The sequence below is a fragment of the Achromobacter ruhlandii genome (genome assembly GCF_002082135.1).
GTDB lineage: Bacteria > Pseudomonadota > Gammaproteobacteria > Burkholderiales > Burkholderiaceae_B > Achromobacter > Achromobacter ruhlandii.
The window spans coordinates 4628390-4655118 of sequence record NZ_CP017433.1 but is presented as its reverse complement, the minus strand read 5'-3'; the positions used below and the strand labels follow the sequence as shown (position 1 = coordinate 4655118).

Below are 26729 nucleotides of genomic sequence, written 5' to 3'. Positions count from 1 at the left end.
CCCGGCCCCTGTCTCTCAATACACGTCACGCAGGTAGCGCTTGTCGGCCGTCATCCGCGCCACATAGGCTGCCGCCGCGTCGGCGTCCAGGCCGCCATGTTCCGCCACCACCTGCCGGAGCATGGCGTCCACGTCCTTGGCCATGCGTTCGGCATCGCCGCAGACATAGAAATGCGCGCCCTCCTGCAGCCACGCCCAGAGCTGCGCGCCGTGCTCGCGCATGCGGTCCTGCACGTAGACCTTGGTCGCCTGGTCGCGCGAGAACGCCAGGTCCAGCCGTGTCAGCAGGCCATCATCGCGCAGCGCCTGCAATTCGTTGCGATAGTAGAAATCGCTGGCCGCGTGCCGCTCGCCGAAGAACAGCCAGTTGCGGCCGCCATCGCCGCGCGCCCGCCGTTCCTGCAGGAAGGCGCGGAACGGCGCCACGCCGGTGCCGGGGCCGACCATGATCATCGGCGTGTCGCCCTGCCGTGGCGGCCGGAAGTGACTGGCCTCCTGCACGAAGACCGGCACGTCGGCGTCACCCGCGCGGTCGGCCAGGAAGGTCGACGAGACGCCCTTGCGCTGGCGCCGGCCGTTGTCGTAGCGCACGGCGGACACCGTCAGGTGGACCTCGTCGGGATGCGCCTTGGGGCTGGAGGCGATGGAGTACAGGCGCGGCTGCAGGCGCTTGAGCGCGCCCAGCCACGCCTGCGCCGGCAGCGCAGCCGGAAACGCGTGCAGTACGTCGACCAGCTGCTTGCCCCACAACCATTGGCGCAGGTCGGTCCGGCGCTCCTCGGCCAGCAATTGCCGCAGGCCCGGGTCGCGGGTGTGTTCGGCGATCAGCGCCAGCGTGGCGGGGGCGGGACGCGCGATTTCGTAATGCGCGGATAGCGCTTGGGCCAGCGGCATGTCACCGACGCCCGGCACGCTGGCCACGGCGTCGCCGGACAGGCCCGCCTGCGCCAGCAGCTCCTCCACCAGCGCGGGACAGTTCACCGGCCACACGCCCAGCGCGTCGCCGGCCTGGTAGGCCAGCCCCGAGTCCGACGTATCCAGCGCCAGCGCGCGGGTGTCCTTGTCGCCGTGGGCGTTCAGGCGCTGGTTGCCGACCAGGCGCGCGCGGGCCGGGCGCTTGCGGGAGGGCGGCGCGGGACGCATGCCGGGCGGCGAGCCGGCAGGCGTCGGCGGCGCGATGGTCGGCACAATGGCGGACGCGAGGCGCGGCGCCCGCGCCGGCGAGGCACCGGCCGCCAGCGCCCCGGCGATGTCATCCGGCATCAGGCCGCCCGCTGGATGTCCTTGCCGTTCGGCCTCGGCGGCGTGGATGGCGGCAATGGCGCTTTCCAGCCAGGCCTGGGCCGGCGCCTCAAAGTCGGTGTCGCAATCGACCCGCGCCAGCAAGGGCCGCGCGCCCAATTGCGCCAGCCTCTGATCGAGGCGGCGACCATGGCCGCAAAAGGCCTCGTAGTTGCTGTCGCCCAGGGCCAGCACCGCGTGGCGCAGCGACGCCAGTTGCGGCGCGTCGGCGGCCGACAGCGCGCGCCACAGGTCCTGGCCGTTGTCCGGCGCGTCGCCGTCGCCGAATGTGCTGGTGATCAGCAACAGGTACGGGGTGCGCGCCAGGTCGTCGAGCGCATAGTCCGTCATGCAGGCGGTGCGCAGCGCGAAACCGGCCGCGGCCAGCGCGGTGGCGCTGCGTTCCACCAGTGATTCGGCATTGCCGGTCTGCGAGGCCCACAGCAGCGTCACGCGCGGGCGCGGGCCGATGATGCGGATGGCGGCTTCGCCGGTGTCGGCGGCCAGCCCCAGCGGCGCGGCCATGGCCTCGGCCGGCGCGGCGCGGCCTGCCGACACGGCGGGTGGTTCGGCGGCCGTCGTCCTGTCGGCAGGCGCTGACACGCGGCACAGCGCCACCGCGCAGAACTTCAGTTCAGGCTGCTGCGACAATGGATCGATGGCGTCGCTGGTGACGGCGTTGATGCACAGCGCCTCCCCATACAGGTCGTTCCAGTGCATGGGGGCGAAGCAGTTGCCGGGCCGGACACGGTCGGTGACGACGGCGGGAAGCACCGCGCGCCCGCGCCGCGAACGGATCTCGACGCTGTCGCCGGTGGCGATGCCGAGCGCAGTCGCGTCGTCGGGATGGATCTCCACGAACGGCGCGGGATTGAGCTTGTTCAGCATCGGCACCTTGCCGGTCTTGGTCAGCGTATGCCATTGGTGCTGCAGGCGCCCGGTGTTGAGCACCATGGGATAGTCGGCGTCGGGCAGCTCGGCCGGATCGACATGCGGCCGCGCGTGGAATTGCGCGCGGCCATTGGCGGTGGCGAACGCCAGGCGCGGCCGCGCGCCATTCACCTCTTCGCGCCACGGCTGGCTGACGCCGTCGTTGAGATAGCGGATCGGATTGCGGTCCGGACCGTCGGCGCGCGCACAGGGCCATTGCAGCGGCGTCTCGCGCAATCGCGCATGGCTGGCGCCGCGCAGGTCGTAGCCGGTGGCGGGGTTGGAAAAGCCGGCGATCTCATCGAACACCTCGGCCGCGCTGGCGTACTGGAACGCGTGGCCGTAGCCCATCTCGCCGGCCACGGCGGCGATGATGCGCCAGTCGGGCAAGGCGTCGCCGGGCGGCGGCACGGCGCGCGGCATCAGCGTCAGGGTGCGCTCGGAATTGATCATCACGCCGTCGGCCTCGGCCCACAGCGCGCCGGGCAGCAGGATGTCGGCATGGCGATTGGTCTCGGTATCCAGGTAGGCGTCCTGCGCGATCACCAGTTCCGCGGCGCGCAGCCCGGCCAGCACGTTGGCGCGGTTGGCGACGCTGGCCACCGGATTGGTGCAGATGATCCAGCAGGCCTTGATCTCGCCCGCCGCCATGCGCTGGAACAGGTCGATGGTGCCTTGCCCCAGCCGCGCATGCAGCGTGCCGGCCGGCACACCCCAGCGCGCCTCGACAAAGGCGCGGTCGGCGGCCGACAGCACGCTGCGCTGGCCCGGCAGGCCGGGACCCATGTAGCCCATCTCGCGCCCGCCCATGGCATTGGGCTGGCCGGTCAGCGAGAACGGCCCGCTGCCCGGCCGGCAGATGCGGCCGGTGGCCAGGTGCAGATTGCACAGCGCGTTGGTGTTCCAGGTGCCATGGGTGCTCTGGTTCAACCCCATGGTCCAGCAGCTCATCCATTCCGGCGCCGCGCCGATCCAGTCGGCGGCCTGGCGCAGTTGCGCGGCGGCGATGCCGGTCAGCGCCTCGACCCGCTCGGGCGCGTAGTCGCGCAGGAAGTCCGGCATCGCCTCCCAGCCGTCGGTGTGCGCGGCGATGAAGGCCGCGTCGGTCTTGCCGGCCTCATGCAGCAGATGCAGCAGGCCGTTGAGCAGCGCCAGGTCGGTGCCCGGCTTGATCGCCAGGTGCAGGTGCGCCTTCTCGGCGGTGGTGGTGCGGCGCGGATCGACCACGATCAGGCGGGCGCCGGCCTTGACCCGGTCCATCATGCGCAGGTACAGGATCGGATGGCAGTCGGCCATGTTGGCGCCGATCACCAGGAACAGGTCGGCGCGGTCGATGTCCTGGTACGAGCCCGGCGGGGCGTCGGCGCCCAGCGACAGCTTGTAGCCGCTGCCGGCGCTGGCCATGCACAGGCGCGAATTCGACTCGATGTTGTTGGTGCCGATGAAGCCTTTGGCCAGCTTGTTGGCCAGGTACTGGGCCTCGATCGACATCTGTCCGGACACGTACAGCGATACCGCGTCCGGCCCGTGCGCATCGATGACGGCACGCAGCCGGCGGGCGGTCTCGCGCAGGGCGTCCGCCATCGGCCTTGGCGCCAGGTCCTGGCCGCGCCGGTCGCGCGCGTAGGCGTGTTCCAGCCGGCCGGACTGGCGCAGGGCGAGGTGGGCCGAGGAACCCTTGGTGCAGAGGCGGCCGAAGTTGCTGGGATGCTCGCGGTTGCCGGTGATCTTCACCACCTGCTCGCGCTCCACGTGCAGGGTCATGCCGCAGCCCACGCCACAGTAGGGGCAGACGGTGTCCACGGTGCGCGCGTTGCCGTTCATGCTCGGCTCCAAAAAAGAAGGCGCCCTGCCTGCGCGGCCAGTGGCCGGGCGGGCAGGGCGCCATTGCCCTGGTGAGTTCCCGGTGTGGCCGGGTCGATACGTTGTCGATGCAAGTTCCATGCCAGTCGGCCGCCGCCGGCGGACCACGCCGCACGCGGACTGGCGGCGCGCGCGGTGGTGCGCGGCCGCACCGCGTTGGTGCGCCGCCGAACCGTTTGGGTGCGCGGTGGACGCGCCGGCGCGCCACCGCGCGGGGGCCAGCGCGATGGCATGCTTATTGCTTTGTTTGCCACACCGGGCCCGTGTCCGGCCAGACAACGCGAGCATTGCAGGCAACGGCGCCCGGACCCACCAGTCCCGGGCGCCGTTTGTCTTTTGAAACCCGAACGGCCCAGCCTGGATAGCCCCATGAGCACAGCGACCTCCACGACCCCCATGCAGACCCTGATCATCATCGGCAACGGCATGGTCGGCCATCACTGCGTCGAGCAACTGATCGAGCGCGGCGCGCTGGCGCGCTACCGCATCCTGGTGTTCGGCGAAGAGACCCGGCGCGCCTACGATCGCGTGCACCTGTCCGAATACATCGGCGGGCGCGACGCCGAATCGATGGCCATGAGCGACGCCGCGTTCTATGAACGGCCGGGCCTGTCGCTGCGGCTGGGCACGCCGGTGCTGCGCATCGATCGCCACGCGCGGCAGGTGGTGACGGCCGAGGGCAGCCATGGCTACGACAAGCTGGTGCTGGCCACCGGCTCCTATCCCTTCGTGCCGCCGATCGCTGGCGCCGACGGGGCCTCGCGCCTGGTGTACCGCACGCTCGATGACCTGGACCAGATCCGCGCGGCGGCCGATGGCGCCCGGCGCGGCGTGGTGGTCGGCGGCGGCCTGCTGGGCCTGGAGGCCGCCAACGCGCTCAAGTCGCTTGGGCTGGAAGCGCATGTGGTCGAGTTCGCGCCGCGCCTGATGCCGGTGCAGCTGGACGAGGCCGGCGGCGCCGCGCTCAAGGCGCGCATCGAGGCGCTGGGCGTGGGCGTGCACCTGTCGCGCGCCACGCAGGAAATCAAGGAAGGCACGCAATACCGCTACCGCATGCGGTTCGCCGAAGGCGCGCCGCTGGAAACCGACCTGATCGTGTTCTCGGCCGGCATCCGGCCGCGCGACGGCCTGGCGCGCCAGGCGGGACTGACCGTGGCCGAACGCGGCGGCATTGCCGTCGACGGCCATTGCCGCAGCAGCGATGCGTCGATCTACGCCATCGGCGAATGCGCCGCGTTCGACGGCGCCATCTTCGGCCTGGTGGCGCCCGGCTACCAGATGGCGCGCGTCGCCGCCGCCGACCTCTGTGACGACGACAGCGCGCCGTTCGCCGGCGCCGACATGTCGACCAAGCTCAAGCTGCTGGGCGTGGACGTCGGCTCGATCGGCGATGCCCACGGCGCCACGCCGGGCGCGCGCAGCTATCGCTACATCGACGAGGCCGGCGCGTCGTACCGCCGCCTGGTGGTGTCGGCCGACGGCAAGCGCGTATTGGGCGCGGTGCTGGTGGGCGACAACAGCTACTACGACACCCTGCTGCAATACGCGCAGAACGGCATCGCGCCGCCGGCCGACCCGGCCAGCCTGATCCTGCCCGCCGGGCAGGCCGCGCCCATGCTGGGCGCGGCGGCGCTGCCGGCCACCGCCACCATCTGTTCGTGCCACAACGTCAGCAAGGCCGCCATCTGTGACGCGCTGGACGGCGGCTGCGCCGACGTCGCCGGCGTCAAGGCCTGCACCAAGGCCGCCACCGGCTGCGGCGGCTGCGCGGCCCTGCTCAAGCAGGTGGTGGAACACGAACTGGCGAGCCGCGGCGTCGCCGTGGACAAGAGCCTGTGCGAGCACTTCGCCTACACCCGCCAGGAGCTCTACGCGATCGTGCGGGTGCAGGGCATCGAATCGTTCGAGGAACTGCTGGCGCGCCATGGCCGCGGCCACGTCGGCTGCGACCTGTGCAAGCCCACCGTGGCGTCGATCCTGGCCTCGTGCTGGAATCGCCCGATCCAGGATCCTCACCTGGTGCCGCTGCAGGACACCAACGACACCTTCATGGCCAACATGCAGAAGAACGGCACCTATTCGGTGGTGCCGCGCATCCCGGGCGGCGAGGTCACGCCCGACGGCCTGATCGCGATCGGCGCGGTGGCCAAGAAATACAAGCTCTACACCAAGATCACCGGCGGCCAGCGCATCGACCTGTTCGGCGCGCAGTTGCACGAGCTGCCCGACATCTGGGCCGAACTGATCGCCGCCGGCTTCGAGACCGGCCACGCCTATGGCAAGTCCACCCGCACCGTGAAGTCCTGCGTCGGCAGCACCTGGTGCCGCTACGGCGTGCAGGACAGCGTCGCCATGGCGCTGCGCATCGAAGACCGCTATAAGGGCCTGCGCGCGCCGCACAAGCTCAAGTTCGCGGTTTCGGGCTGCACCCGCGAATGCGCCGAGGCGCAAAGCAAGGACATCGGCGTCATCGCCACCGAGAACGGCTGGAACCTGTACGTGTGCGGCAACGGCGGCATGCGGCCGCGCCACGCCGAACTGTTCGCCCAGGACCTGGATGACGCCACGCTGATCCGCTACATCGACCGCCTGCTGATGTTCTACATCCGCACCGCCGACAAGCTGCAGCGCACCTCGGTCTGGCGCGAGTCGCTGGAAGGCGGCCTGGATTACCTGAAGGCCGTGGTCATCGACGACAGCCTGGGGCTGGGCGCCGAACTGGAGGCGCAGATGCAGTTGGTGGTGGACCGCTACGAATGCGAATGGGCCAATGCCCTGTCCGACCCGGAAAAGCTCAAGCGTTTCCGCACCTTCGTCAACAACGCCGCGGCGGACCCGGACATCCGCTTCGTGCAGGAGCGCGGCCAGCCGCGCCCCGCGCCGGCCGCGCGCGTGATTCCCATCGCCGAGGAGCTTGCCTGATGCGCTCGAATGCCGTGATTGCCCTGCGCCCGGAGACCGCACGTGACGCCACGCCCGACGCCGCGTCGTGGCTTCCCGCCTGCACCCGCCGCGATCTGGTCGCCGATTCCGGCGTGGTGGCGCTGGTGGACGGCCGCCAGGTAGCCCTGTTCTATCTGCCCGCCGTTGCCGGTGAAACGCTCTACGCCCTCGACAACCGCGACCCGAAATCCGGCGCCAACGTCATCGGCCGCGGCATCATCGGCCACCTGGCCGGCGAACTGGTGGTGGCCTCGCCGCTCTACAAGCAGCACTTCCGTCTGCGCGACGGCGCCTGTGTCGAATATCCCGATCAATCGCTGCGGGCCTGGCCCGTGCGTTTCAATGGCGATGCGGTGGAAGTCCAACCGCCCGCCATGGCTTGAGGGCGACCGCCATGCCGCAGCACGCCATGCCCTCGACCCTGCGCTTCCTCCTGGCCGCCCGCCGCAGCGAGCTGCACGGGCTGGAGGCGCTGGCCAGCACCTGCGAGCTGGCCACCCTGGTCAGCAAGCTGGTGCACGTGCTGCAGAAGGAGCGCGGTTCGTCCAACCTGTACCTGTGCGGCGGCCAGGACGCGCTGCGCCAGACGCTGGCGGGCCTCAGTTCCGACGCCAGCGCGGTCGAGGAAGAAGTGCGCCGCTTCCTCGACCGGCTGGAACCCGACGCCACCCGCAGCGCCGGCAAGGCGCGCCTGCTCAACTGCATCGCGCACGCACTGTACCGGCTGGACGAACTGCCGCGCACGCGCCGCGCCATCCGCGACCGCCGCGTGGCGGCCGAAGAGGCCGGCGCGGTCTTCACGCGGCTCATCGCCAGCCTGTTCGCGCTGGTGTTCGAAGCCGCCGATTCGTCGCTGGACGCCGGCGTCACGCGGCTGCTGGTGGCGTTGCTGAATTTCATGCAGGGCAAGGAACTGTGCGGCCAGGAGCGCGCCTATGGCGTCATGGGCTACACCGCCGGCTACTTCACCGAGGCGCAGAAGGCTCGCCTGTTGGAACTGGCGGACCTGCAGAAGCGCTGCTTCGACACCTTCGCGCAATACGCCGGCGCGGACGCGCTGGCCGTCTGGGAGCGGGTGGAGCAGGGCGCAGGCCCGGCGCTGCGCATGCGTGACATGGCGCTGCGGACTTCCGCAGCCGAACGCGTCGACGCCGGCCTGGCCGAGCTGTGGTTCGGCCTGTGCACCGAACGCATCGACGCGATGCGCGCGGTCGAGAGCCTGCTGGCCGAGGCCCTCACCCTGCAATGCCACCGCCGCATCGTCGAGACGCGCGCCGAGCTGGACAACCATCGGCTGCTGCTGAGCCGTTTCGCCGACCGCGCCGGCGACGACACGCCGGCGATGCTGTTCCAGCTGCAAGGCCGCATTCTCGACGTGCCGCCGCAGGATGGCGTGGGCGAGGCCATGGAGCGCTCCATCCTCGACCTGATGCGTGATCAGGCGCAACGCCTGCGGCAGTCCGACGACGCGTTGGCGCTGGCGCGTGGCGCGCTGGAGGAGCGGCGCCGGGTCGAGCGCGCCAAGTGGCTGCTGGTCAGCCGCCATGGCCTGAGCGAGCAGGCCGCGCACGATCAGTTGCAGCGCGTTGCGATGGACCGGCGGCGCTCGCTCGACGACGTGGCCCGGCAGGTGCTGGCCGAGCTGGACGGCGCCGGCCTTCCCGATGACGCCTCGGCCGGCTAGGCGTCCGGCACCTGCCACAAGGCGTCGGGCAGGAAGCCTTCCTGTTCGTCCTTCCTGGCGTAGCCCAGCGGATTGGCGACCACGCGGCAACCGTCCTTCACATAGTCCAGCGGACAGTGCAGGTGGCCGTGCATCCAGAGGGCGGCCAGCGGCAGCAGGGTGTCCAGCGCGTTGCAGAAGCCGGCGGTGCCCGGCGTGACGCCATAGCGCGGATCGGCGCTGGCCAGGCTCGGCGCGAAGTGCGTGATGGCCACGGTCGGCCCGGCGAACGGCGTGCGCAGCGCCTGTTCCAGCCAGGCCTGGCAGAGCAGTCCCTGCTCGCGCATCTGTTCGGCCATGAACGGCGCGCCATGGCGCCGCATCTGTGCCTTCTCCAGATAGAAATCGGCGGCCCGGAACGCCTTGCCGCGCTTTGCCAGCACCTGCGTCAAGGTGTCACCCGGCGCGGCCAGCGCGTCGAAATCGGTCCATAGCGTGGTGCCCACCAGGCGCACGCCGTCGAGCACCAGGGTCTCGCGCTCGAGCCAATGGATCCCCAACGCCTCGCACAGCGTGCGCAGCCGGTCGTGGGTCTCGTCGAAATCCAGGTTGTCGTATTCATGATTGCCCGGCACGTAGACCACGGGCGTCGGCCAGCCATGGCGCGGTGAATAGCGGCCCAGGCCGAAGTCGTCCGTCGTCAGCCTGGAGCGCGGCTGGTACGAGCCGATGTCGCCGGCCAGCACCAGCAGGTCCGCGCCCGGGATGGGGTGGGCGACGAAGCCGGGATCGGATTCCAGGTGCAGATCGGACAGCAATTGAATTTTCATGGGCCGGGGGCTTGTTTTGGTTGCGATTCGCAAGTAAATTGGTTGCGACCCGCAACTTCAGGACGCGTCATTATGGATCTTATCGATTTTCCCACCCGTTCCCGGGAACAGACCATCCGCGACCTGCGGGAATTCTCGCGCAAGCTGGTGCGCGAACTGGGTTTCATGCGGCCGTCCCTGGCCGGCAGCGACCTGGCGCCGTCGGCCGTGCACGCGATCATCGAGATCGGCCTGCAGCCTGGTATCCAGGCGCGCGACCTGGCCCTGGTGCTGCGGCTGGACAAGTCCAATACCAGCCGCCAGGTCGCCAAGCTCGAAGCCGCCGGCCTGGTGGCGCGCGAGAGCGACAGCGGCGACGCGCGCGCCTCGCGCCTGTCGCTCACGCCCGCCGGCCTGGACCTGCGCAACCGCATCGACCAGTTCGCCACCGAGCAGGTCTCGCGCGCGCTGCGGCAGCTGGCCCCGCCCGACCAGGAAATCCTGGTGCGCTACCTGTCCTTGTATGCCGACGCCTTGTCGCGCGAAAACCCCAACACCCGCGCCGCGCAGGCCAGCGACGCGATCGAGTCGCAGATCCAGGAAGGCTACGCGCCCGGCTGTATCGGCGACGTGGCCGGCCTGCACGCGCGCTACTACGCCCAGGCCGCCGGCTTCGGCGTGGTGTTCGAGCGCCTGGTGGCGACGGGGCTGGCGGCCTTCGCGGAGAGCCTGCCCGCGCCCGGCAAGAACCTGTGGCGCTACACCGACGGCAACCGCACGCTGGCCTCCATCGCCATCGACAGTGACCTCGCGGCGCGCACGGCGCATCTGCGCTGGTTCATTGTCGATGAATCGCTGCGCGGCATGGGCGTGGGGCGGGCCCTGCTGGCGCGCGCCATGGCCTTCGTCGACGCGCTCGACATTGACGAAACGTATCTGTGGACCTTCAAGGGCCTGGACGCCGCGCGCCACCTGTATGAGTCGGCCGGCTTCGTGCTGACCCAGGAAGCCGAGGGCACGCAATGGGGCGGCGTGGTGGTCGAACAGCGCTTCAGCCGCCCGGCGCGCTGACCTCGCGCTGACGCATCTGGACACACACTGAGGCCGCGCGCACGCGCCGCGGCCCGCTTCGACGCGTCCGCTTTCACGGCGCTGTCACTTCGCATTCCTAGACTCGCTGGGGTCTTGCCGATGCTTCGCGGCAAGGTTGGTCCTCCTCTTTCCAAAGAACCTCCCCCATGCCCTCCACGCGTCTCGCAAGAACCCTTGCCGCGGTCCTGTTCGCCGCCGCCACGCTCGTCGCCTGTGGCGGCGACGACGATTCCCCGGATGATCCCGCCCCGCCGCCGACCACCGAACAACCCAAGCCCGCGCCGCAATTGCGTTGCGCGCCATGAGCGGCGGTTGCGCCGACCTCCACGAATCCGAGTCCACCCGATGACCTCCCGCCGCAACTTTCTCCAGACCGCCGCCGGCGCGGGCTTTGCCGCCGCCGCGCTCGCCGCATTTCCGCCCAGCATCCGCCGCGCCCTCGCCATTCCCGCCAACAACGCCACCGGCACCATCAAGGATGTCGAGCATGTGATCATCCTGATGCAGGAGAACCGCTCGTTCGATCATTACTTTGGCACGCTCAAGGGCGTGCGCGGTTTCGGCGATCGCTTCCCCATTCCGCTGGCCAACGGCCGCAAGGTCTGGCAGCAGCAGCGCGCCAATGGCGCCGTGCTGACGCCGTTCCATATCGACGGCAGCAGCCACAACGCGCAGCGCGCCGCCGGCACGCCGCACAGCTGGGACGACAGCCAGAAGGCCTGGGACGGCGGCCGCATGGCGCAATGGCCCACGCACAAGAACGATATCTCCATGGGCTACTTCAAGGAAAGCGAGATCCCGTTCCAGTTCGCGCTCGCCAACGCCTTCACCCTGTGCGACGCCTACCATTGTTCAATGCACACCGGCACCGACGCCAACCGCTCGTTCCACCTGACCGGCACCAACGGCGCCGTGCCCACCAACACCGCCTTCGTCAACAACGAATGGGACTGGATCGACGGCCTGCCGGCCAACGTCAACAAGGGCTACACCTGGACGACCTATGCCGAGCGGCTGGAACGGGCCGGCGTCAGCTGGATCTCGTACCAGAACATGCCCGATGAATGGGGTGACAACATGCTGGGCGCGTTCCGCGCGTTCCGCCAGGCCAACGTGAATTCCGGCTATCCGGTGTCCAGCGGCGGCGAGCCCGGCGTGCCTTATGCCAACACCGGCCAGGCGCTGCCGTACAAGGCCTACGATCCGGCCACCGACAACGCCGCCAACCCGCTCTACAAGGGCGTGGCCAACACGCTGCCGGGCGCCGCGCCCGAGAACTACCTGGACACCTTCAAGCGCGACATCCGCGAAGGCCGCTTGCCACAGGTAAGCTGGATGAACGCGCCGTCCATCTATTGCGAACACCCGGGCCCGTCCAGCCCCGTGCAGGGCGCCTGGTTCCTGCAGGAAGTGCTGGATGCGCTGACCGCCGTGCCCGAGGTCTGGAGCAAGACGGTGCTGCTGGTGAATTTTGACGAGAACGATGGCTACTTCGACCACGTGCCGTCGCCGTCCGCGCCGTCGCGCGATGCCGGCGGCAACCCCGCCGGCAAGACCACGCTGGCCGATGCCGACATGGCGTTCGAGTACTTCACGCACGCCTCGCCCGCCGGCAGCACGACCCAGCCGGCGACCAAGGACGGCCGCGTCTACGGCCCCGGCCCGCGCGTGCCGATGTACGTGATCTCGCCCTGGAGCCGAGGCGGCTGGGTCAACTCGCAGGTGTTCGACCACACCTCGGTGCTGCGTTTCCTGGAGGCGCGCTTCGGCGTGGCCGAGCCCAACATCAGCCCCTTCCGCCGCGCGGTCTGCGGCGACCTGACCAGCGCCTTCAACTTCAAGACGCCCAACGCCGAGGCGCTGCCGACGCTGGCCGGGCGCGCCACGCGCGCGGCCGCCGACCAGTTGCGCAGCGCGCAGGAAGCCCTGCCGCAGATGCCGCTGCCCACCGACATGCAGCTGCCGCTGCAGGCCAGCGGCACGCGCCCCTCGCGCGCGCTGCCCTACGAACTGCACACCAGCGCGCGCTGCGCCGCGGCCGGCACGGTGGAACTGGTGTTCGCCAACACGGGCACGCAGGGCGCGGTGTTCCACGTCTATGACCGCTATCACCTGGACCGGCTGCCGCGCCGCTACGCGGTCGAGGCCGGCAAGACGCTGTCCGACACCTGGAACGCGCTGCTGGACAACCTGGGCAGGTACGACCTGTGGGTGCTGGGCCCGAACGGCTATCACCGCCATTTCAAGGGCGACACCCACCGCATCGCCGACAGCGGTTCGCTGCCCGAGATCCGGGTCTGCTATGACATTGCCAATGGCGAGGTCTACGCCGAGTTCCTCAACACCGGCGCCAACGCCTGCACCTTCACCGTGACGCCGCAAGCCTACCGGCAGGACGCGCCGTTGGCGCTGGAGGTCGCGGGCGGGGGCAAGGCCACGCGCAATTGGAACCTGGCGGCCAGCGGCCAGTGGTACGACTTCGCTGTCACTTGCTCCAGCGACCCGACGTTCCTCCGCCGCTTCGCCGGCCGCGTCGAGACCGGCGCGCACACGGTCAGCGATCCGGCCATGGGCGTGGCCGACGCCTGACGGACGGGGGCGGTCAGACGCGGAAGTCCGCCGCAATGTCCTCGTCGGTGCGCATGGGCAGCCTGCCCGCGCGGCACGCGTCGAGGAACTGGCGGTAGTCCTTCTCGTTCTGCCGCGCGTAGTCGTGGGCGTAGGTCAGCAGCGCCTCCGGAAAGGCGTTTGCGCGCCCCATGTAGGCGGCCAGTTCCACCGCATGTCCGCTGGCCTTGGCATGGGCGCGCGCCAGCGCCCGGCCGCACATGCGGCCGTATCCCTTCAGGATCTTCTGGTTGAAGCTCTCGATATCCGCCGATACCTTCATGTCGCGCAACTGGCGGAAGTAATAGTGCTTGCCGCGCGGGCCGGTCGACCAGCCCAGGAAGATGTCGCTGGCCGCCTGCAGCAATCGTTGCCCTGTCACCACGCGGAAGCCGCCATGCGGCGGCGCCTTGTCGCGGGCGTACCGCGCGATCACGGACTCGCGCGCCTCCTTGGCCTGCAGGAACAGGGGATTGCCCCAGCTATCGACCAGCAGCGCCACCAGGCACACGGTGCCGACGCTGCCCACGCCCACCACCTTGAACACCACATCCTGCACCGAGAAATGCTTGAGCAGCTCGCGCCGGTCCGGCGTCAGGCTATCGAGATAGCCGCCGAAGCACTTGGCCATCTTCTTTTTCCAGGTGGCGGTGTCGGGCCAGTGTTCGTCCTTGCCCAGCAGGGTGACGGGGCCCGAGGGATGGAACATCGCCGGCGGAGCGTCGCGGATGCGCCACAGACCGCCGTCCTGATACGCCATCTTGCGCAGCATGCTCTCGTTGGTGCGGCCGGCGGCCTTTTCCATCGCCTTGGCGATCAGCCGGCGGCCTTCGGGCGTCTCGGCATCCTGCAGCATGCGTTCGAACGTGAGGCCGTCGTACCAGATGTCCAGGGTGCTGTTCTGCGCGTACTCGTTCATCCGCGACTGGTACTCGGTGGCCGCCGCCATGACGATGTCGGCGCTGTCGCCGCGACCGTAGCCCATGTGCGTCGCCGCCACGGCCAGGCTGGCCGTCAGGCGCTTGATGTCCCATTCCCAGGGGCCCGGGGCGGTTTCGTCGAAATCGTTCAGGTCGAACAGCAACTGGCGCCCGGGCGTGGCGAACCCGCCGAAGTTGAGCAGATGGGCGTCGCCGCACAGCGGAATCGAAATGCCGGTATGAGGCGTGCCGGCCAGGTCGTGCGCCTGCAGGATGGCGGCGCCGCGAAAGAAGGTGAAGGGCGAAGCCGCCATGCGACCGTAGCGCAGGGGAATGAGGGCCTTGACGCGGCCCAGGCTGTTGCTGCGCAGCAGCCTGACCGGATCGCGGTCGACATTGCCGACCGCCGCGTGCGACGAACGCTTGACGAGTTCCCGGGCCTTCTGTCCGGAGGACCTGCGCGCTTGGATGCTGTCTGTCTCGAGCATGGCGGTTCCCTGGTCGCGGACCGGTACCGATGACCGGCCTGACGGCGGCAGTGTAACGGGAGCGCGGCGGCGCGGCCAGCCCTCCGGCGGCCCACCGCCTGGCCGCTGGCCACGTCCGTGGATTGCAGCGTCCTGCCCGTCTACTCGATCGGCTTGATCGAGACTCTACTGGAACATGCCGCTTTCAACGCAGAAGGTGACCAGTTCCTGGTCGGTCTGCACGTTCAGCTTGCGCATGGCCGAGATCTTCTGGCCGCTGACGGTCTTGACGCTGCGCTTGAGGCTGTCGGCCACCTGCATCATCGATTCGCCGCGGATGAAGTGCCGCAGCACCTCGAATTCCTTGGGCGACAGGCTGTTGATGCGCTCGCCGATGAACTTGCTGCGGGCCGCCAGCGTGCCGTCGCGCTGGAAGCCCGGCGGGTAGTACTTGCGGCCCAGTTGCAGCGCATGCAGGGCAGTGACGATCTCGCCCAGGTTGTCGTGCTTGAACACCACCGCGTCGACGCCGGCGTCGTACAGCGCCGAGATGATCATGGGGTTGGACACCATGGTTAGCACCACGATGCGGGTGTCGGCGTAGTGGCGGATCAGGTACTTGATCAGGCGGATGCCATCGCCGTAGATCTCGTCGCCCGGCATCGAATAGTCGGTGATGACGACGTGGGGCTGATCGCGCGCCAGTTGCTCGACCAGCGCGGTCGGCGTACCCAGCGTGGCGACGACGTCGAAGCTCAGGTCTTTGTGCAGCAGGTCGGTCATGGCCATCAGCACCAGCGGGTGGTCGTCGGCGATGACGATGCGGAGTCTTTGCATGCGGGGTGCAGTCAGGTGGGCCGGGTGGGCATACGGATTATTCTGCACCAGGATCCGGACTTGAACCAGAATGTTGCGAGGCCGGGCGTAAGACGAAATCGTATGGTCCACGGCCGGCCCCGGCCATAAGAAGAATCTCAAAAACAGGGACGCTAACGCGGACCCGCGGATTCCCCGGGTTCTCGCCGGGGTTTTTGCCGGATTCGTCCGAGCGAGCGGGCGGATTGAGAATTTTCTTGTTCAATCGTCTGGCGCCGTTTGGCACCATCCTCGTCGTATCCGCTTCCGTCTCGCGGCGCGCCAGGCCGCGCCCGGCATTGCGGCGCTCCCGCGCCCACACGAGGTTCCATGATGTCTTCCTCCACACGCCGCGTCTGGCCGGCGCCTGTGGCCCGGCTTCGCCATGGGTGACGCCGTTTCCCCGTGGCCCCCGCGCGAGGAATCCCTGTTCCTGCGGTTCCAGCCGGTGTTCACGGCGCAGGGCCGGGTGCATGAATACGCGGTGGCCGGCAGCCTGATGCCGGCGCGCGGCGGCGGGCCGGGCCTGTTGTCCCAGCGCGCCCGCTTGCGGGCCACCGCCGCCTTCGCCGCGCAGTTTTCCATTCCCATCGACTTTTCCTTCGAGCACGCCCTGGCCGCGCCTGACGACACCGACCTGGCGCGGCGTCTGTGCGCCGACCTGGATATCGGCCTGATACGCGATCTCCTGTGCTTCGGCGCGCCCGACGCGCTCACGGCGCCGCGCCTGTCCGGCCAGCGGCTGGTGTTCGACCTGCCCCTGTTCCGGCGCCTGTCGCCCCACGCCACCGCGCTGGCCGGCTACACCGAATTCCGCGCCAGCCTGCGCACGCGTCTGTTGCCGGCCAGTTGCGGCGGCAAGTTCGTGCCCGGCGGCAGCCTGCGCGTCGAAGGGCTGACGGTGCGGATTCCGCGTGGGCTGGGCAGCGACCGCGCCCTGCAGCGCCGCTTTCTCTGCCTGATGGGGTGCGCCGCCAGCGCCAGGCTGACGCTGGTGGTGGACGCCATCGACGACATGCACGACTTCGTCTGGCTGCGTCGCCAGGACGGCCTGCTGTTCCGTGGCACGGCATTGTCCGCGCCGCTCAGCGCGCAATGCCTGGAGGTCTGGCTGCGCGCCGACGGCGATGCCTGGCGCAGCTTCAACGCCTGTATCGCACGGCCTGGCTGGACCGACCGCCCGCCGCCCGGGAACTAGCCGTTTCACCCGGCCTGCAGGCGCCCCAGGATGAAGCCATCCACCGCGCTGCTGCGTCCGCGCCACAGCGTGGGTTGGCCCGCGATCGGGGTGCCGTCGGCGGTGAAGAACAGCGCGTCCGCCAGGTGGATGTAGTTGGGCAGCGGCTCGGCCGGTTGCGGCAGGCGGAACACATCGCCCAGCTCGGCCAGCGACGTACGCACCGCTTGCCGCGCCGGCGGCTCCATGTCGGACAGCGAATCGGCGAAGGCCGCGGCGAAGCGGTCGAAATACTCCGCGCCCGACACGATCGAGCCGGACACCAGCATGCCACCCATCTGCAGCGTCACGCCAATGCTTTCCAGCTGTCCGCCGTTGTTCACCAGGTTCACCAGGAACTGCAGGAAGACATCGGCCGGGGGCGTGGGCTGGGCGGGGGATCTGGGGGTGTCGAGGGTCGGGTCGAGACTCATGGCGGCGCATGCTCCGGAATAGGTAAGGGTGACACAAGATACTTGAAGCCGGGCCGGCGCGCATCGGGTGCAATCGGCTGATAAGCGCGGCGATCAGGCGCCTGTCCCGGGCTTCGCCCGGCCGCGATTGCAGTAACTTGCGGACAATCGAGACCCTGCATGCAAAGGCCATTCATGATTGCCATCGATCCCTCGTCCGCCACCCGTTCGTCCGCCACCCGCCAGTCCGCCGCCGGGGCGGACCCCGGCGCGTTCCGCGCCGCCTTCGCCGACGCGCGCCAGCGCGGCGCCTCGGCCCTGGCCGGCGGCCTGGCCGGCGCCGCGCCGTCCGGCGCGTCCGAGTCCGAGCAGGAATTCCTGGACTACGCGTCCATGTCCTTGCAGGACAAGATGTTCTACGCCGCGCTGGCCTCGCTTGGCATCTCCAAGAAGGACTACGACGCCATGTCGGCGGCGGACAAGCTCAAGATCGCCGACAAGGTGGCGCTGGCCCTGCGCCAGCTGGCCGAAGCCGAACAGGCCAAACAGGCCGAGCGGGACGGCCGCGCCGTCTGACCTCGCGGCGCTCGGCCAGGAGCGCCTTGCGCATCAAGGCGCCTGGGGCCGCCGTCCGGCGTGCGCGGCCGGGTCGGATTCGCGCGCGGCATGGCGTTCCAGCATGCGTGCCACCCGTTCGCCCGCCTGCCGCAGGCGCTGCGCCAGCGCGGTCGGCGCCAGCACATCGAATTCCACGTCCAGCGTCATCAGCCAATACGCCAGCGCGTCCGGCGACTGCCCGGCGCAGCGCAACAGGCAGCGGGCCTCGTCCAGCGCTTCCAGTTCGCCGGCCCACGGCGGAATGCGCGCCGCCATGGCCGCGCGCGGCGCATGCAGGACGACGCGGGCGTCCTCGGCGTTGGGCGCGTGGCCCACGGAGCGCGCCACATAGCCGCGCAGGTCGCCGCCATCGGGCGGCGGCCGGGGACGAAAGTGCGCGCCCGGTGTCACCGCGCCGGCGATGCGGTCGAGCCGGAACGTGCGCCAGTCATCGCGCGCCGGGTCCCAGGCCACCAGGTACCAGCGCCAGCCCGTGTGCGCCAGTCCCTGCGGTTCGACCTGGCGCGTGCTGGCCTGGCCGCGGCCGTCGGTGTAGTCGAAGCACACGCGCAACTGGTCGCGGCAGGCGGCGGCCAGCGCGGCCAGCAGGCCGGCATCCACCAGCGGCGTGTGGCGCGCCAGCGGCACCAGCGCCGAGCGCAGCGCATCCATCTTGTGGCGCAAGCGGGCGGGCATCACCTGTTCCAGCTTGACCAGCGCCCGCAGCGCGGCTTCCTCGATGCCGGCGACCGTGCCGGTGGCGGCGGTGCGCAGGGTGATCGCCACCGTCAAGGCTTCGTCGTCGTCCAGCAGCAGGGGCGGCAGCGCATGCCCGGCGCGAAACGCATAGCCGCCCGCCACGCCGCTGCTGGCCTGGATCGGGTAGCCCAGCTCGCGCAGCCGGTCAATGTCGCGCCGCAGGGTGCGGGGGTGGACTTCGAGCGCCTGCGCCAGTTCGCCGCCCGCCCAGTGGCGGCGGGTTTGCAGCAGCGCAAGCAGGCGCAGGAGGCGGTTGCTGGAGGTAAGCATGGCGTCGACGATAAAACCCATCGAGGGCGGAAACTGTCCGCAATGGATTCTACAGTTCATCCCGTCGCCAGCGGCCATGGGGCCGCGGCGGGAATCCCTCGAACGGAGTCTGTCCCATGTCTATCGTCTTCTATTGGCACCCCCAGTCCAGCGCCTCCCCGATCGCCGCCGCCCTGGAGGAACTGCAAGTCCCGCACGAACGCGTGAAGGTGGACATCCGCGCCGGCGAACAGCGCCGGCCCGAATTCCTGGCGATCAATCCGAATGGCAAGGTGCCGACCCTGACCGTGGACGGCGCGCCCTTGTTCGAGGGCCTGGCGATCCAGCTGTGGCTGGGCGAGCAATGGGGCGTCGAACGCGGCCTGTGGCCGGCGGCCGGCACGCCGCAGCGCCTGGCCGCCATGTCCTGGTGCGCCTGGGCCTATGTGTCGTATGGCGCGGTGCTGTGGCGCCTGTTCCATGTGGGCCATGGCGAGGCCGGCCAGCGCGACCCGGGCCAGGCCGAACGGGCGCTGGCCGATCTGGATTCGCTGCTGGCGGTGCTGGACGGGCATCTGGCGCGCCAGCCCTGGATGCTGGGCGCCGAATATTCACTGGCCGACCTGGTGGTGGGATCGGTGATCGGCTACAGCACGATGCTGGGGGCGCCGGCGGCGGCGCACCCCAAGGTGCAGGCCTGGCTGGGCAAGGTGCAGGCCCGGCCGGCCATGCAGATCGACCGCTGAAGCCGGCCCGCGCGCGGCGCGCTTACCAGCCCCAGCAGGTGCCCGCGGCAGGCTTGCCGCAGGCGCGGTAGTTGACCGCGAACCACAGCTTGCCGGCGCCGCGCGGGCTGCCATCGGACTTGACGTCGTTGCGCGGCAGTTCTTCCAGCGTGTCGCGCGCCGTCTTGGTGGGCGAACCGCTGGGCGCGCCCGCCACCAACGCAATGCGGCCCAGGCTGGCGGCCGTGCGGTCCTGGAACACGATGTCGGTGTCGGCCAGCGCACTCATCTTCAATGCGGCGTTGCGCACCGCGGCGGCATAGCCGTCGTTGGCGCCGGTGGGCGCCAGCGCCGAACTCAACGTGCTCACCGTCAGGATCTGCGCCGGCGTGGCCGGGGCCGCCATGGCGTATTGATCCAGGCCCGCCAGCTGGCCGCCGGCCACCTGGCGGCGCAGCCAGTCGCCCCACAGGAATTCAGCGAACTCGGGCAGGTTGCCGTTGCTGTAGGCGATGTCGCGGGTGAAGTACACCAGCGAGCGGTAGCGGTCTTCCTGCATGCCGCCGGCTTCCTGCGCATTGGCGATGCCCAGGCGCGTCGGCAGTTGGTCCACCGTGATGGGCTGGTTCTGGCCATCGCGCAGCCAGGCCTTGCGTTCATCGACCATGCGCTGCCAGAACGCGGCGGCGGTGCCGACGGTGCTGTAGTTGGCGTCGACCTTGACCCACACCGGCAGCTTGGGGCCGCCGTCGGCGATCTCGCGCAGCGACGAGAAGGTGTGATGGCCGTCGGTGAGGTACAGATTGCCATCCCAGCCGACCACCACGGTCTTCAGGCTGGCGGGGTCGGCGCCCATGGCGGCGGTGCAGCCGAACGTGGCGGGCTGGTCCAGGCGCGCGGCCTGCAACTGCGCGATGGTGGTAAAGGGCTGGGACGTGGTGGCGCCCATGTCTTCGCAGTAGTCGCTGAACTTCTTGCCGACCGTGCGGTTCAGGTAGTCCAGCTGCTTGACCGGGTCGGCGGCCCAGGTCGGGCGGTTGAAGTCGCCTTGCCAGCGGCCCAGCTTGTAGTAGATCTGGTCGTAGCCGATCGCGGCCTGGGTCGGACGCAGTTCTTCGATGCGCACCTTGAGCACATCGCCGGCTTTGGCCGCCAGGTAGGCCTGGTTGCGCGTGTCGACCGGCGGCGCCGGGGTTTCGGTCACGGGGCTGGTGACAGGGCTGGCGCCGGGAGCGTCGTCATCGCCGCCGCCGTTGCAGGCGGCCAGCAGCAGCGGCAGCGCGGCCAGGGCCAGGATCCTCAGGGCGGGGCGCCAGCGCGTGGTCAACGGTCGGGGCAGGTCGGGGCAAGGCGTGCGGGTCATGAGTGCGGGGGGCTGGATTCGGGAAGTATCCAATGATGACAGCATCGTGTTTCTCGTTCATTGCACCGTCACGCGACGGACATGGCGGGGGCCTGCCCCGCAACGGGCGAGCCGCCTGGGCGCAGGCAGCATGACGCCGCCCGGGGAGGCGGCCCGCCGACGAATGCGCGCAGGGGCTGGCGGTGCGGACGCCGCCGGTCCGCATGAGGCGCGTCAGCCCCCCGCGCGAAACCGCGCCTTTCGCGCATCCGCGCGGCGCGGCACGGCGTTGCCCCTAGCCGCGCTCACGCGCGGCCAACAGGGACAGCGCCACGGCCAGCCAGGCCGCGCTCAACGGTCGCGGCGTGTCGAAAGGCAGCCACGATGTGGCCGCCAGGCCCAGGCCCAGCAGGCTGTAGTAGCCCAGGCCGAACAGGGCGCCGGCGCGGCCCAGGCAGTGGCCATAGCGGCGCAGCGCCGGCCCCAGCAGATTGGGGATCGCCAGCCCATAGCCGACGAACACCGGCAGGGCCGCGACCGCCCACCACCAGCCGGGTTCCGGCCGCCAGGCCACGGCCAACGCCTGCCCCGCCGCGCCCAGCGCGACGCAACGCAGGCCGTAACGCACCCGCATCGCCGCGTCCGCCGTGGCGGGCAGCCGACGGTTGCAGGCCGCGCCCAGGCTGCCGGCCAGCGCCACGCCCAGGCCCACCCAGCCGAAGCCCAGGCCGGGCAGGGTGCCCGTCATGAATGGCCCGGCGGCATAAAACGAAAACACCAGCAGGTTCAATCCCGCCACCCGCAGCACCGCCAGACGCAATGCGCCATCGGCCAGCATCTGGCGCGCCAGCCGTGCCAGGGGCGCGGGAGCGGTCACGGCCGGCCGGGTTTCGCCCCAGCGCCAGGCGACCGACCCCAGCAGCGCCGCCACCGCCGCCGCGATCGCCGCCAACACGCCGGGATAGCCCTGCCGGTCGGCCAGCAACTGGCCCGCCAGCGGCCCGACGGCGGGCGACCACGCCAGCACCGCGCCCAGCGTGACGAAGTAGCGGGTCAGCCGCGCGCCGTCCAGGCAATCGCGCAGCACGGTCTGCGTCACCACCGAGCAGGCCGCCAGTCCCAGCGCCTGCAGGAAACGGCCGGCCAGCAACCAGGGATAGGCCGGCGCGGCCAACGCGCACAGGGTTCCCGCCAGTCCCAGGGCCAGGCCCGCCAGCATCGCCGGTCGCCGGCCCCGGATGTCGGCCACATGGCCCCACAGCAGCACCCCGGCGGCGAAGCCGACAAAGAAGATGCCCATGACCGGTTGCGTGGCCGCGGCGTCCAGTCGCCAGTGGCGCGCCAGGTCGGGCAGGGCGGGGGCGAGGATGGTTTCGGCGATCTGCGGCAGCGCCAGCAGCGCGATGACGAGCCACGCCGGCGGCAGGGCGCCGGGGGCCGATGATGAGAAGGAAGGGGAAGACATGGTGTCGCCGTCACGCAGAAAAGACGCTAGCGTAGGCGCGTCGCGACGCGCAAAATCACGTCATTGCGCCACAAAACATCGCCAATCGGACATGCCTGTCTATTCCCCCACCACCGTCGAGGATCCGGATACCGTCGCTTGCCCCGTGGTGGGCATGGCGATCGACACGCGCGAGCACGCGTCGGACTGGCACGCGCATCGGCGCACGCAGCTGCTGTACCAGGTGGAAGGCGGTGTCACGCTGTACCTGGCCGACCGGGTCGGACAGTTGGCGCCGCTGCAGGCGGCCTGGCTGCCGGCCGGTTGCGTGCATCGCACCGCCATGCACGGAACGTTTGCCTATCGCAGCCTGTATTTCGACGTCTCCGTCTATCCCGACCTGCCGCGCGAGCCCCGCATCCTTGACGTCAATCCGCTGCTGCGCGAGATGATCGTGCGCATCACGCACTGGCCGTCGGATCGCGCCCTCGACGCGCCGCGCGCGCGCTTGGTGGGCGCGCTGCTCGATGAACTGGCGGCGGCGCCGACGGCGCCCCTGCATCTGCCCATGCCGCGCGACCGGCGGCTGGCGCCCATCGCGCGTGAATTGCTGGAGAATCCGGCCTGCCCGCTGTCGATCGACGATTGGGGTCGGCGGGTGGGGGCCAGCGGCCGCACGCTGGCGCGGATGTTCCTGGCGGAAACCGGCCTGCCCTTCACTCGCTGGCGCGCGCAATGCCGCCTGTTGACGGCGCGGGCCCGGTTGGCCGAAGGCGCTTCTGTGACCGAGGTGGCGCATGCCGTGGGCTATGCCAGCGACAGCGCCTTCATCGCCATGTACCGGCGCGCCTACGGCGAGCCGCCGGGGCGCCGGCGGCGCCGGCGCGATTCCCTGCCTTAGAACACGTGGCGGATGCCGACGCCGGCCGCGGTGCTCTTGAGGCCGTCGATGAACGCGTAGTCCTTGCCGTACGAACCGTAGGCGTACAGATTGGTGCGCTTGGACAGGTCGTAGGTGTAGCCCACGCTCCACACGTTCATGTTGGCGTCGCCGCCGGTCAGGCGGTCGTTGGACGGCGACACGTGCTGCCACGATGCGAACAGGCTGCTGGCGCCGCCCACGGGCATCGTCGCGCCCAGCATGTAGGCGTTGGCCTTGAAGCCGTCGACGTAGCGGTTGGTGCCGAACTCGTCGCTGAACGGCGTGCCGGCCGGCAGGTCCTGGCCGACAAACCAGCCATCGGTGGTGCGGCCGTAGGCGGCGGCCAGCTTCACCACTTCGAGGTCGTACGACACGCCCACGGCGTACTGGCGCGGCGTGGCGTCATGGTCGATCGACGCGCGGTTCGAGCCATTGAGCTGGTCGTAGGTCAACGTGACATTGACCGGGCCTTCCACGTAGCGCAGGCCGGCGGTGATGCCGCGCGAGTTGTCGGCGGTGCGGAAATGGGTTTCGTCGCTGTTGGTATCGTCGACGTTGAAGGAGTAACCCGCGGCGAACTGGAAGCCGCTCATCGAGGGGCTGCGGTACATCACCATGTTGTCCCAGCGCATGGTGTTGGCCGCGCTGAAACCCAGGCCCAGGTTCGATTGGGTATAGCTGGTGTAGAAGGGGTCGATGTCGGCCAGGTAGTTCGAGCCCACCGTGGCCTGGCGACCGAATTCGATCGTGCCCCAGGCGTCGTTGGCCAGCCCGATGGTGGCCTGACGGCCGAACAGGCGGCCGTTCTGGGCGCGGGAACCGTTGCCCGAGTCGAAACCGCTTTCCAGCGTGAACACGGCGCGCAGTCCATCGCCCAGGTCTTCGGATCCGCGCAGGCCCCAGCGGGAGCCGGCCTGGATGCCGTTGATCATGCCGAGCTTGCTGCCGTCATAGCCATTGCCCTTGATCTTGTTGTAGCCAATGCCGGTGTCGATGACACCATAGAGAGTGACTGACGTTTCTGCCTGAGCGACGCCTGCAAAAGTGGTCAACATTGCGGCTGCGAGCAGCGTCTTTTTCATCCGGAGAACTCCTGTAGTGAGGTGGGAAAAAAACAAAGGGAACAGCAGTCAGGCATGATGCCGATTGCGGTTCCCGAGACGCATTGTAGGTCAAAAAGTCCTATTTTCTGACAAAACCTTTGAATTTCTCTCTATTTTCGATGTTTTGAGTGGCGGGTGCGTCAGGCGGAATTTCACGGCGCGAAGGCCCTGGCCGCGCTGGGAAAGGGATCGTGCCAGGAAAAACGCCGCCACGGATCGCTATCCGTGGCGGCGTCCTGGCGTCGACGATGCGGCGCCCCTAGCGGGTTTAGAACCGGTGGTTGATGCCGACGCCACCCGCGGTGCTCTTCAGGCCGTCGACCAGCAGGTAGTTCTTGCCGTACGAACCATAGGCATACAGGCTGGTGCGCTTGGACAGGTCGTAGGTATAGCCCACGCTCCAGACGTTCATCTTGGGATCGTCACTGTCGGTGGAGGCAAGATGCTGCCACGAACCAAACAGGCTGCCTGCGCCGCCCAGCGGCAGCGTGGCACCGAGCATGTAGGAATTGGCCTTGAAGCCGTCGATGTAGCTGTAGGAACCGGCGTTTTCGTTAAGCGAGCCCACCGGCAGATCCTGCATCACAAACAAGCCGTTGGTCGTACGCGCGTAGGCGGCGGCCAGCTTCACGACTTCCAGATCGTACGAGATGCCCAGCGCGTATTGGCGCGGCGTGATGTCGTGGTTGAATTCGACCGGGGTGCCGTTGATGGTGCGTTCGACGCCATTTGCGGCGATTTCGCGAGCCTGGTTCGAACTGTTCAGTTGGTCATAGGTCATCGACACATTCAACGGGCCTTTGACATAGCGCAGGCCCGCCGTGATGCCACGCGCATTGTCGGCGGTGCGGAAGCCGCTCTGGTTCGCGTCGGTGCTGTCGGCGTTGAAGGAATAGCCCACCGCGAACTGGAAGCCGTCGGTCCAGGGGCTGCGGTACATGATCATGTTGTCCCAGCGCATGGTGTTGGCCGCGCTGAAGGTCGTACCGATGTTGGCCTGGGTGAAGCTGGTGTAGAAGGGATCGATTTCCGCCAGGAAGTTGCCGCTGAGGGTGGTCTGGCGGCCGAATTCCAGGGAGCCCCAGCTGTCGTTGGCCAGGCCGACGGTGGCCTGGCGGTTGAACAGGCGGTTCTGCTGCGACTGGCCGTTGCCCGAGTCGAAGCCGCTTTCGAGCACGAACACGGCGCGCAGGCCATCGCCCAGGTCCTCGGAGCCCTTCAGGCCCCAGCGCGAGCCGCCCTGGATGCCGTTGATCATGCCGACCCTGCTACCGCTCAAGTCGACGTCGCGGCTCACGCCGGTATTGCTCGTGAAGGACTCGTGGCCGGAGATTTTGTTGTAGCCGATGCCGGTATCGACGACGCCGTACAGCGTGACCGACGTCTCGGCTTGGGCGGCGCCTGCGAACGAGGCCAGGATGGCGGCGACAAGCAGGGTTTTTTTCATCGTGGAAACTCCTAGAGTTTTTGGAAAAGCCGAAGAACATGCCCCGGGCGTGGTGCACGGGGTGTTCCGATGGCCTGTGTGGATTGCACTGGGCCATTCTCCGGTAACTTCGGTCAACGCTCCGTGATCCGGAGGTGTTCTAGGACGTATCCGAGACGAGTTCGCCACAGGCGGCGAACGGCTGGGCGTTTCGCGACGCATGGGCCGCGACAGGGGGCAGGGGGAGGGCGAGAGGACTCGCCGGAGGCGGACCCCTAGCGGCCGGTGGCCGCGAGGGCAGGGATCAGCGGCGCGCGCGCAGCCGCCGCTCTTCGCGCACCACGATGCCGGCGCCGACGATGATCATCGCGGCCAGGGCGTACCAGGTGATGGCGTAGACCAGGTGGTTGTTGGGGAAGGTCAGCGTCGTCAGGCCGCCGACCGGCGCCTGCGTCGGATCGCGGCCGGCGCCGGGGGCGGCGTCGGCGTCGATGAAGTAGGGCGCCACCTCGCCCAGCCCGCGCGCCTGGGCGATGGCGGGCAGGTCGCGCGAATACCAGAGGTTGGCGGCCGGATCGTTGTTGCGCAGGAAGCCGTTGCCCGGCTCGCCCATGCGCAGCAGGCCGTCGACCTTGACCGGGCCGGCGTCGGCCTCGGCCTGGCCGCCGGCCGCCTGGCGCTTGCGCCACTCGGGCAGCACGAAGCCGCGGTTGACCAGCACCGTGCCGCCGCCATCGGCCAGTCGCAGCGGCGTCATGACCCAGTAGCCGCTGCCCAATTCGGTGGCGGCCTGCACCAGCGTCTGCTTGTCGTACTGGTAGGCGCCGCTGGCCGACACGCGGCGGTATTCGGCGTTGTCGGAGGTCAAGGCCGGCCAGTCGGCGCGCGCGGGGGCGGGCGTGGCGGGCGCGTGCGCCCGCTGGTCCACCTGCGCGATCAGGTTCTGCTTCCAGGCCAGGCGATGCACCTGCCAGGTGCCAAGGGCGCACAGGCCCGCGAACAGCGCGGCCGCAACCACGCCCAGGACGGCCAGGGTGGTTGCGCTGCGGGGATTGCGGGGGGTGTCGCCGGAATGCGTAGAGTCTTTTGTTGCCGCCATCACG

At 69.5% G+C, this 26729-nt stretch carries 21 protein-coding genes; 10 read left to right on the top strand and 11 right to left on the bottom strand.

The window, feature by feature from the left end; translation table 11 throughout:
- Positions 1-15 precede the first annotated feature (15 nt).
- Complete coding sequence (locus AruCF_RS21080) at positions 16-4035, bottom strand: bifunctional nitrate reductase/sulfite reductase flavoprotein subunit alpha (RefSeq protein ID WP_049075903.1); 4020 nt, start codon at positions 4033-4035, stop codon at positions 16-18.
- A 408-nt stretch (positions 4036-4443) separates the two neighbouring features.
- On the opposite strand from AruCF_RS21080, the gene nirB reads away from it, so the two are divergent.
- From nirB to AruCF_RS21065, 3 genes are read left to right on the top strand one after another with little or no spacing between them, the layout of a single operon-like run.
- Positions 4444-6996, top strand: coding sequence for a nitrite reductase large subunit NirB (nirB, locus tag AruCF_RS21075; RefSeq protein WP_049075901.1), 2553 nt, complete (start codon positions 4444-4446; stop codon positions 6994-6996).
- Positions 6996-7400: a nitrite reductase small subunit NirD gene (gene nirD / locus AruCF_RS21070; protein ID WP_144419163.1), complete on the top strand. Its 405-nt coding sequence runs from the start codon at positions 6996-6998 to the stop codon at positions 7398-7400. The genes nirB and nirD overlap by 1 nt, the downstream gene beginning before the upstream one ends.
- An 11-nt stretch (positions 7401-7411) precedes the next feature.
- Positions 7412-8701, top strand: coding sequence for a nitrate- and nitrite sensing domain-containing protein (locus tag AruCF_RS21065; protein ID WP_049075899.1), 1290 nt, complete (start codon positions 7412-7414; stop codon positions 8699-8701).
- Here AruCF_RS21065 and AruCF_RS21060 read toward each other — a convergent pair.
- Positions 8698-9510 carry a metallophosphoesterase gene (locus AruCF_RS21060; protein ID WP_049075897.1) on the bottom strand — a complete coding sequence of 271 codons (813 nt, stop codon included), beginning with the start codon at positions 9508-9510 and terminating at the stop codon, positions 8698-8700. The genes AruCF_RS21065 and AruCF_RS21060 overlap by 4 nt on opposite strands.
- 72 nt (positions 9511-9582) lie before the next feature.
- On the opposite strand from AruCF_RS21060, the gene AruCF_RS21055 reads away from it, so the two are divergent.
- The 3 genes from AruCF_RS21055 to AruCF_RS21050 all read left to right on the top strand — a co-directional run bounded on the left by AruCF_RS21055 (position 9583) and on the right by AruCF_RS21050 (position 13170).
- Complete coding sequence (locus AruCF_RS21055; protein WP_049075894.1) at positions 9583-10560, top strand: GNAT family N-acetyltransferase; 978 nt, start codon at positions 9583-9585, stop codon at positions 10558-10560.
- Between the two features lie 167 nt (positions 10561-10727).
- Positions 10728-10886, top strand: coding sequence for a hypothetical protein (locus AruCF_RS29580; RefSeq protein WP_167385887.1), 159 nt, complete (start codon positions 10728-10730; stop codon positions 10884-10886).
- A gap of 40 nt (positions 10887-10926) precedes the next feature.
- Entirely contained in the window at positions 10927-13170 is a 2244-nt protein-coding gene (locus tag AruCF_RS21050) for a phosphocholine-specific phospholipase C (protein WP_049075892.1), read from the top strand.
- 13 nt (positions 13171-13183) lie between these two features.
- Here the strand turns inward: AruCF_RS21050 and AruCF_RS21045 are convergent, their stop codons facing one another.
- Together AruCF_RS21045 and AruCF_RS21040 are read right to left on the bottom strand one after the other, a co-directional pair.
- The gene (locus tag AruCF_RS21045) at positions 13184-14596 is read right to left on the bottom strand and encodes a DUF2252 domain-containing protein (protein WP_049075890.1); all 1413 of its coding nucleotides are present in this window, start codon (positions 14594-14596) and stop codon (positions 13184-13186) included.
- Between the two features lie 165 nt (positions 14597-14761).
- Entirely contained in the window at positions 14762-15412 is a 651-nt protein-coding gene (locus tag AruCF_RS21040) for a response regulator (protein WP_049075889.1), read from the bottom strand.
- A gap of 403 nt (positions 15413-15815) precedes the next feature.
- On the opposite strand from AruCF_RS21040, the gene AruCF_RS21035 reads away from it, so the two are divergent.
- Complete coding sequence (locus AruCF_RS21035; RefSeq protein WP_049075887.1) at positions 15816-16628, top strand: hypothetical protein; 813 nt, start codon at positions 15816-15818, stop codon at positions 16626-16628.
- Between the two features lie 5 nt (positions 16629-16633).
- Here the strand turns inward: AruCF_RS21035 and AruCF_RS29645 are convergent, their stop codons facing one another.
- A complete protein-coding gene (locus AruCF_RS29645) occupies positions 16634-17080 on the bottom strand; it encodes a GvpU-like protein (protein WP_172802438.1) in 447 nt (148 codons plus the stop codon).
- Between the two features lie 174 nt (positions 17081-17254).
- On the opposite strand from AruCF_RS29645, the gene AruCF_RS21025 reads away from it, so the two are divergent.
- Complete coding sequence (locus AruCF_RS21025; protein ID WP_049075886.1) at positions 17255-17635, top strand: hypothetical protein; 381 nt, start codon at positions 17255-17257, stop codon at positions 17633-17635.
- 33 nt (positions 17636-17668) lie between these two features.
- Here the strand turns inward: AruCF_RS21025 and AruCF_RS21020 are convergent, their stop codons facing one another.
- The gene (locus AruCF_RS21020) at positions 17669-18685 is read right to left on the bottom strand and encodes a helix-turn-helix transcriptional regulator (protein WP_049078065.1); all 1017 of its coding nucleotides are present in this window, start codon (positions 18683-18685) and stop codon (positions 17669-17671) included.
- A 116-nt stretch (positions 18686-18801) separates the two neighbouring features.
- Between AruCF_RS21020 and AruCF_RS21015 the strand changes: the two genes are divergently transcribed.
- On the top strand, positions 18802-19410 hold the full coding sequence (locus tag AruCF_RS21015) for a glutathione S-transferase family protein (RefSeq protein ID WP_049075884.1): 609 nt from the start codon (positions 18802-18804) through the stop codon (positions 19408-19410).
- Positions 19411-19432: 22 nt separating this feature from the next.
- Here AruCF_RS21015 and AruCF_RS21010 read toward each other — a convergent pair whose 3' ends face one another.
- Both AruCF_RS21010 and AruCF_RS21005 read right to left on the bottom strand, forming a co-directional pair.
- Entirely contained in the window at positions 19433-20752 is a 1320-nt protein-coding gene (locus tag AruCF_RS21010; protein WP_049075882.1) for a ParB/Srx family N-terminal domain-containing protein, read from the bottom strand.
- A gap of 274 nt (positions 20753-21026) precedes the next feature.
- The gene (locus AruCF_RS21005) at positions 21027-22196 is read right to left on the bottom strand and encodes an MFS transporter (RefSeq protein WP_049075880.1); all 1170 of its coding nucleotides are present in this window, start codon (positions 22194-22196) and stop codon (positions 21027-21029) included.
- A 91-nt stretch (positions 22197-22287) separates the two neighbouring features.
- Here AruCF_RS21005 and AruCF_RS21000 point away from each other — a divergent pair, with 91 nt between their 5' ends.
- Positions 22288-23076 (top strand): AraC family transcriptional regulator, encoded by a 789-nt coding sequence (locus tag AruCF_RS21000; RefSeq protein ID WP_049075878.1) that lies wholly within the window; start codon positions 22288-22290, stop codon positions 23074-23076.
- Here AruCF_RS21000 and AruCF_RS20995 read toward each other — a convergent pair.
- The 3 genes from AruCF_RS20995 to AruCF_RS20985 form a co-directional block, all read right to left on the bottom strand.
- Positions 23073-24179 (bottom strand): porin, encoded by a 1107-nt coding sequence (locus tag AruCF_RS20995; protein ID WP_049075876.1) that lies wholly within the window; start codon positions 24177-24179, stop codon positions 23073-23075. The two genes, AruCF_RS21000 and AruCF_RS20995, sit on opposite strands and share 4 nt — an antisense overlap.
- Positions 24180-24468: 289 nt before the next feature.
- Positions 24469-25647, bottom strand: coding sequence for a porin (locus AruCF_RS20990; protein WP_049075873.1), 1179 nt, complete (start codon positions 25645-25647; stop codon positions 24469-24471).
- A 283-nt stretch (positions 25648-25930) separates the two neighbouring features.
- Positions 25931-26725 carry an SURF1 family protein gene (locus tag AruCF_RS20985; protein WP_049075871.1) on the bottom strand — a complete coding sequence of 265 codons (795 nt, stop codon included), beginning with the start codon at positions 26723-26725 and terminating at the stop codon, positions 25931-25933.
- Positions 26726-26729: the final 4 nt, after the last annotated feature.

Coding starts and splice junctions, on each gene's coding strand:
- AruCF_RS21080 (WP_049075903.1), bottom strand. CDS start 4,035: ATGAACGGCAACGCGCGCACCGTGGACACCGTCTGCCCCTACTGTGGC.
- nirB (WP_049075901.1), top strand. CDS start 4,444: ATGAGCACAGCGACCTCCACGACCCCCATGCAGACCCTGATCATCATC.
- nirD (WP_144419163.1), top strand. CDS start 6,996: ATGCGCTCGAATGCCGTGATTGCCCTGCGCCCGGAGACCGCACGTGAC.
- AruCF_RS21065 (WP_049075899.1), top strand. CDS start 7,412: ATGCCGCAGCACGCCATGCCCTCGACCCTGCGCTTCCTCCTGGCCGCC.
- AruCF_RS21060 (WP_049075897.1), bottom strand. CDS start 9,510: ATGAAAATTCAATTGCTGTCCGATCTGCACCTGGAATCCGATCCCGGC.
- AruCF_RS21055 (WP_049075894.1), top strand. CDS start 9,583: ATGGATCTTATCGATTTTCCCACCCGTTCCCGGGAACAGACCATCCGC.
- AruCF_RS29580 (WP_167385887.1), top strand. CDS start 10,728: ATGCCCTCCACGCGTCTCGCAAGAACCCTTGCCGCGGTCCTGTTCGCC.
- AruCF_RS21050 (WP_049075892.1), top strand. CDS start 10,927: ATGACCTCCCGCCGCAACTTTCTCCAGACCGCCGCCGGCGCGGGCTTT.
- AruCF_RS21045 (WP_049075890.1), bottom strand. CDS start 14,596: ATGCTCGAGACAGACAGCATCCAAGCGCGCAGGTCCTCCGGACAGAAG.
- AruCF_RS21040 (WP_049075889.1), bottom strand. CDS start 15,412: ATGCAAAGACTCCGCATCGTCATCGCCGACGACCACCCGCTGGTGCTG.
- AruCF_RS21035 (WP_049075887.1), top strand. CDS start 15,816: ATGGGTGACGCCGTTTCCCCGTGGCCCCCGCGCGAGGAATCCCTGTTC.
- AruCF_RS29645 (WP_172802438.1), bottom strand. CDS start 17,080: ATGAGTCTCGACCCGACCCTCGACACCCCCAGATCCCCCGCCCAGCCC.
- AruCF_RS21025 (WP_049075886.1), top strand. CDS start 17,255: ATGATTGCCATCGATCCCTCGTCCGCCACCCGTTCGTCCGCCACCCGC.
- AruCF_RS21020 (WP_049078065.1), bottom strand. CDS start 18,685: ATGCTTACCTCCAGCAACCGCCTCCTGCGCCTGCTTGCGCTGCTGCAA.
- AruCF_RS21015 (WP_049075884.1), top strand. CDS start 18,802: ATGTCTATCGTCTTCTATTGGCACCCCCAGTCCAGCGCCTCCCCGATC.
- AruCF_RS21010 (WP_049075882.1), bottom strand. CDS start 20,752: ATGACCCGCACGCCTTGCCCCGACCTGCCCCGACCGTTGACCACGCGC.
- AruCF_RS21005 (WP_049075880.1), bottom strand. CDS start 22,196: ATGTCTTCCCCTTCCTTCTCATCATCGGCCCCCGGCGCCCTGCCGCCG.
- AruCF_RS21000 (WP_049075878.1), top strand. CDS start 22,288: ATGCCTGTCTATTCCCCCACCACCGTCGAGGATCCGGATACCGTCGCT.
- AruCF_RS20995 (WP_049075876.1), bottom strand. CDS start 24,179: ATGAAAAAGACGCTGCTCGCAGCCGCAATGTTGACCACTTTTGCAGGC.
- AruCF_RS20990 (WP_049075873.1), bottom strand. CDS start 25,647: ATGAAAAAAACCCTGCTTGTCGCCGCCATCCTGGCCTCGTTCGCAGGC.
- AruCF_RS20985 (WP_049075871.1), bottom strand. CDS start 26,725: ATGGCGGCAACAAAAGACTCTACGCATTCCGGCGACACCCCCCGCAAT.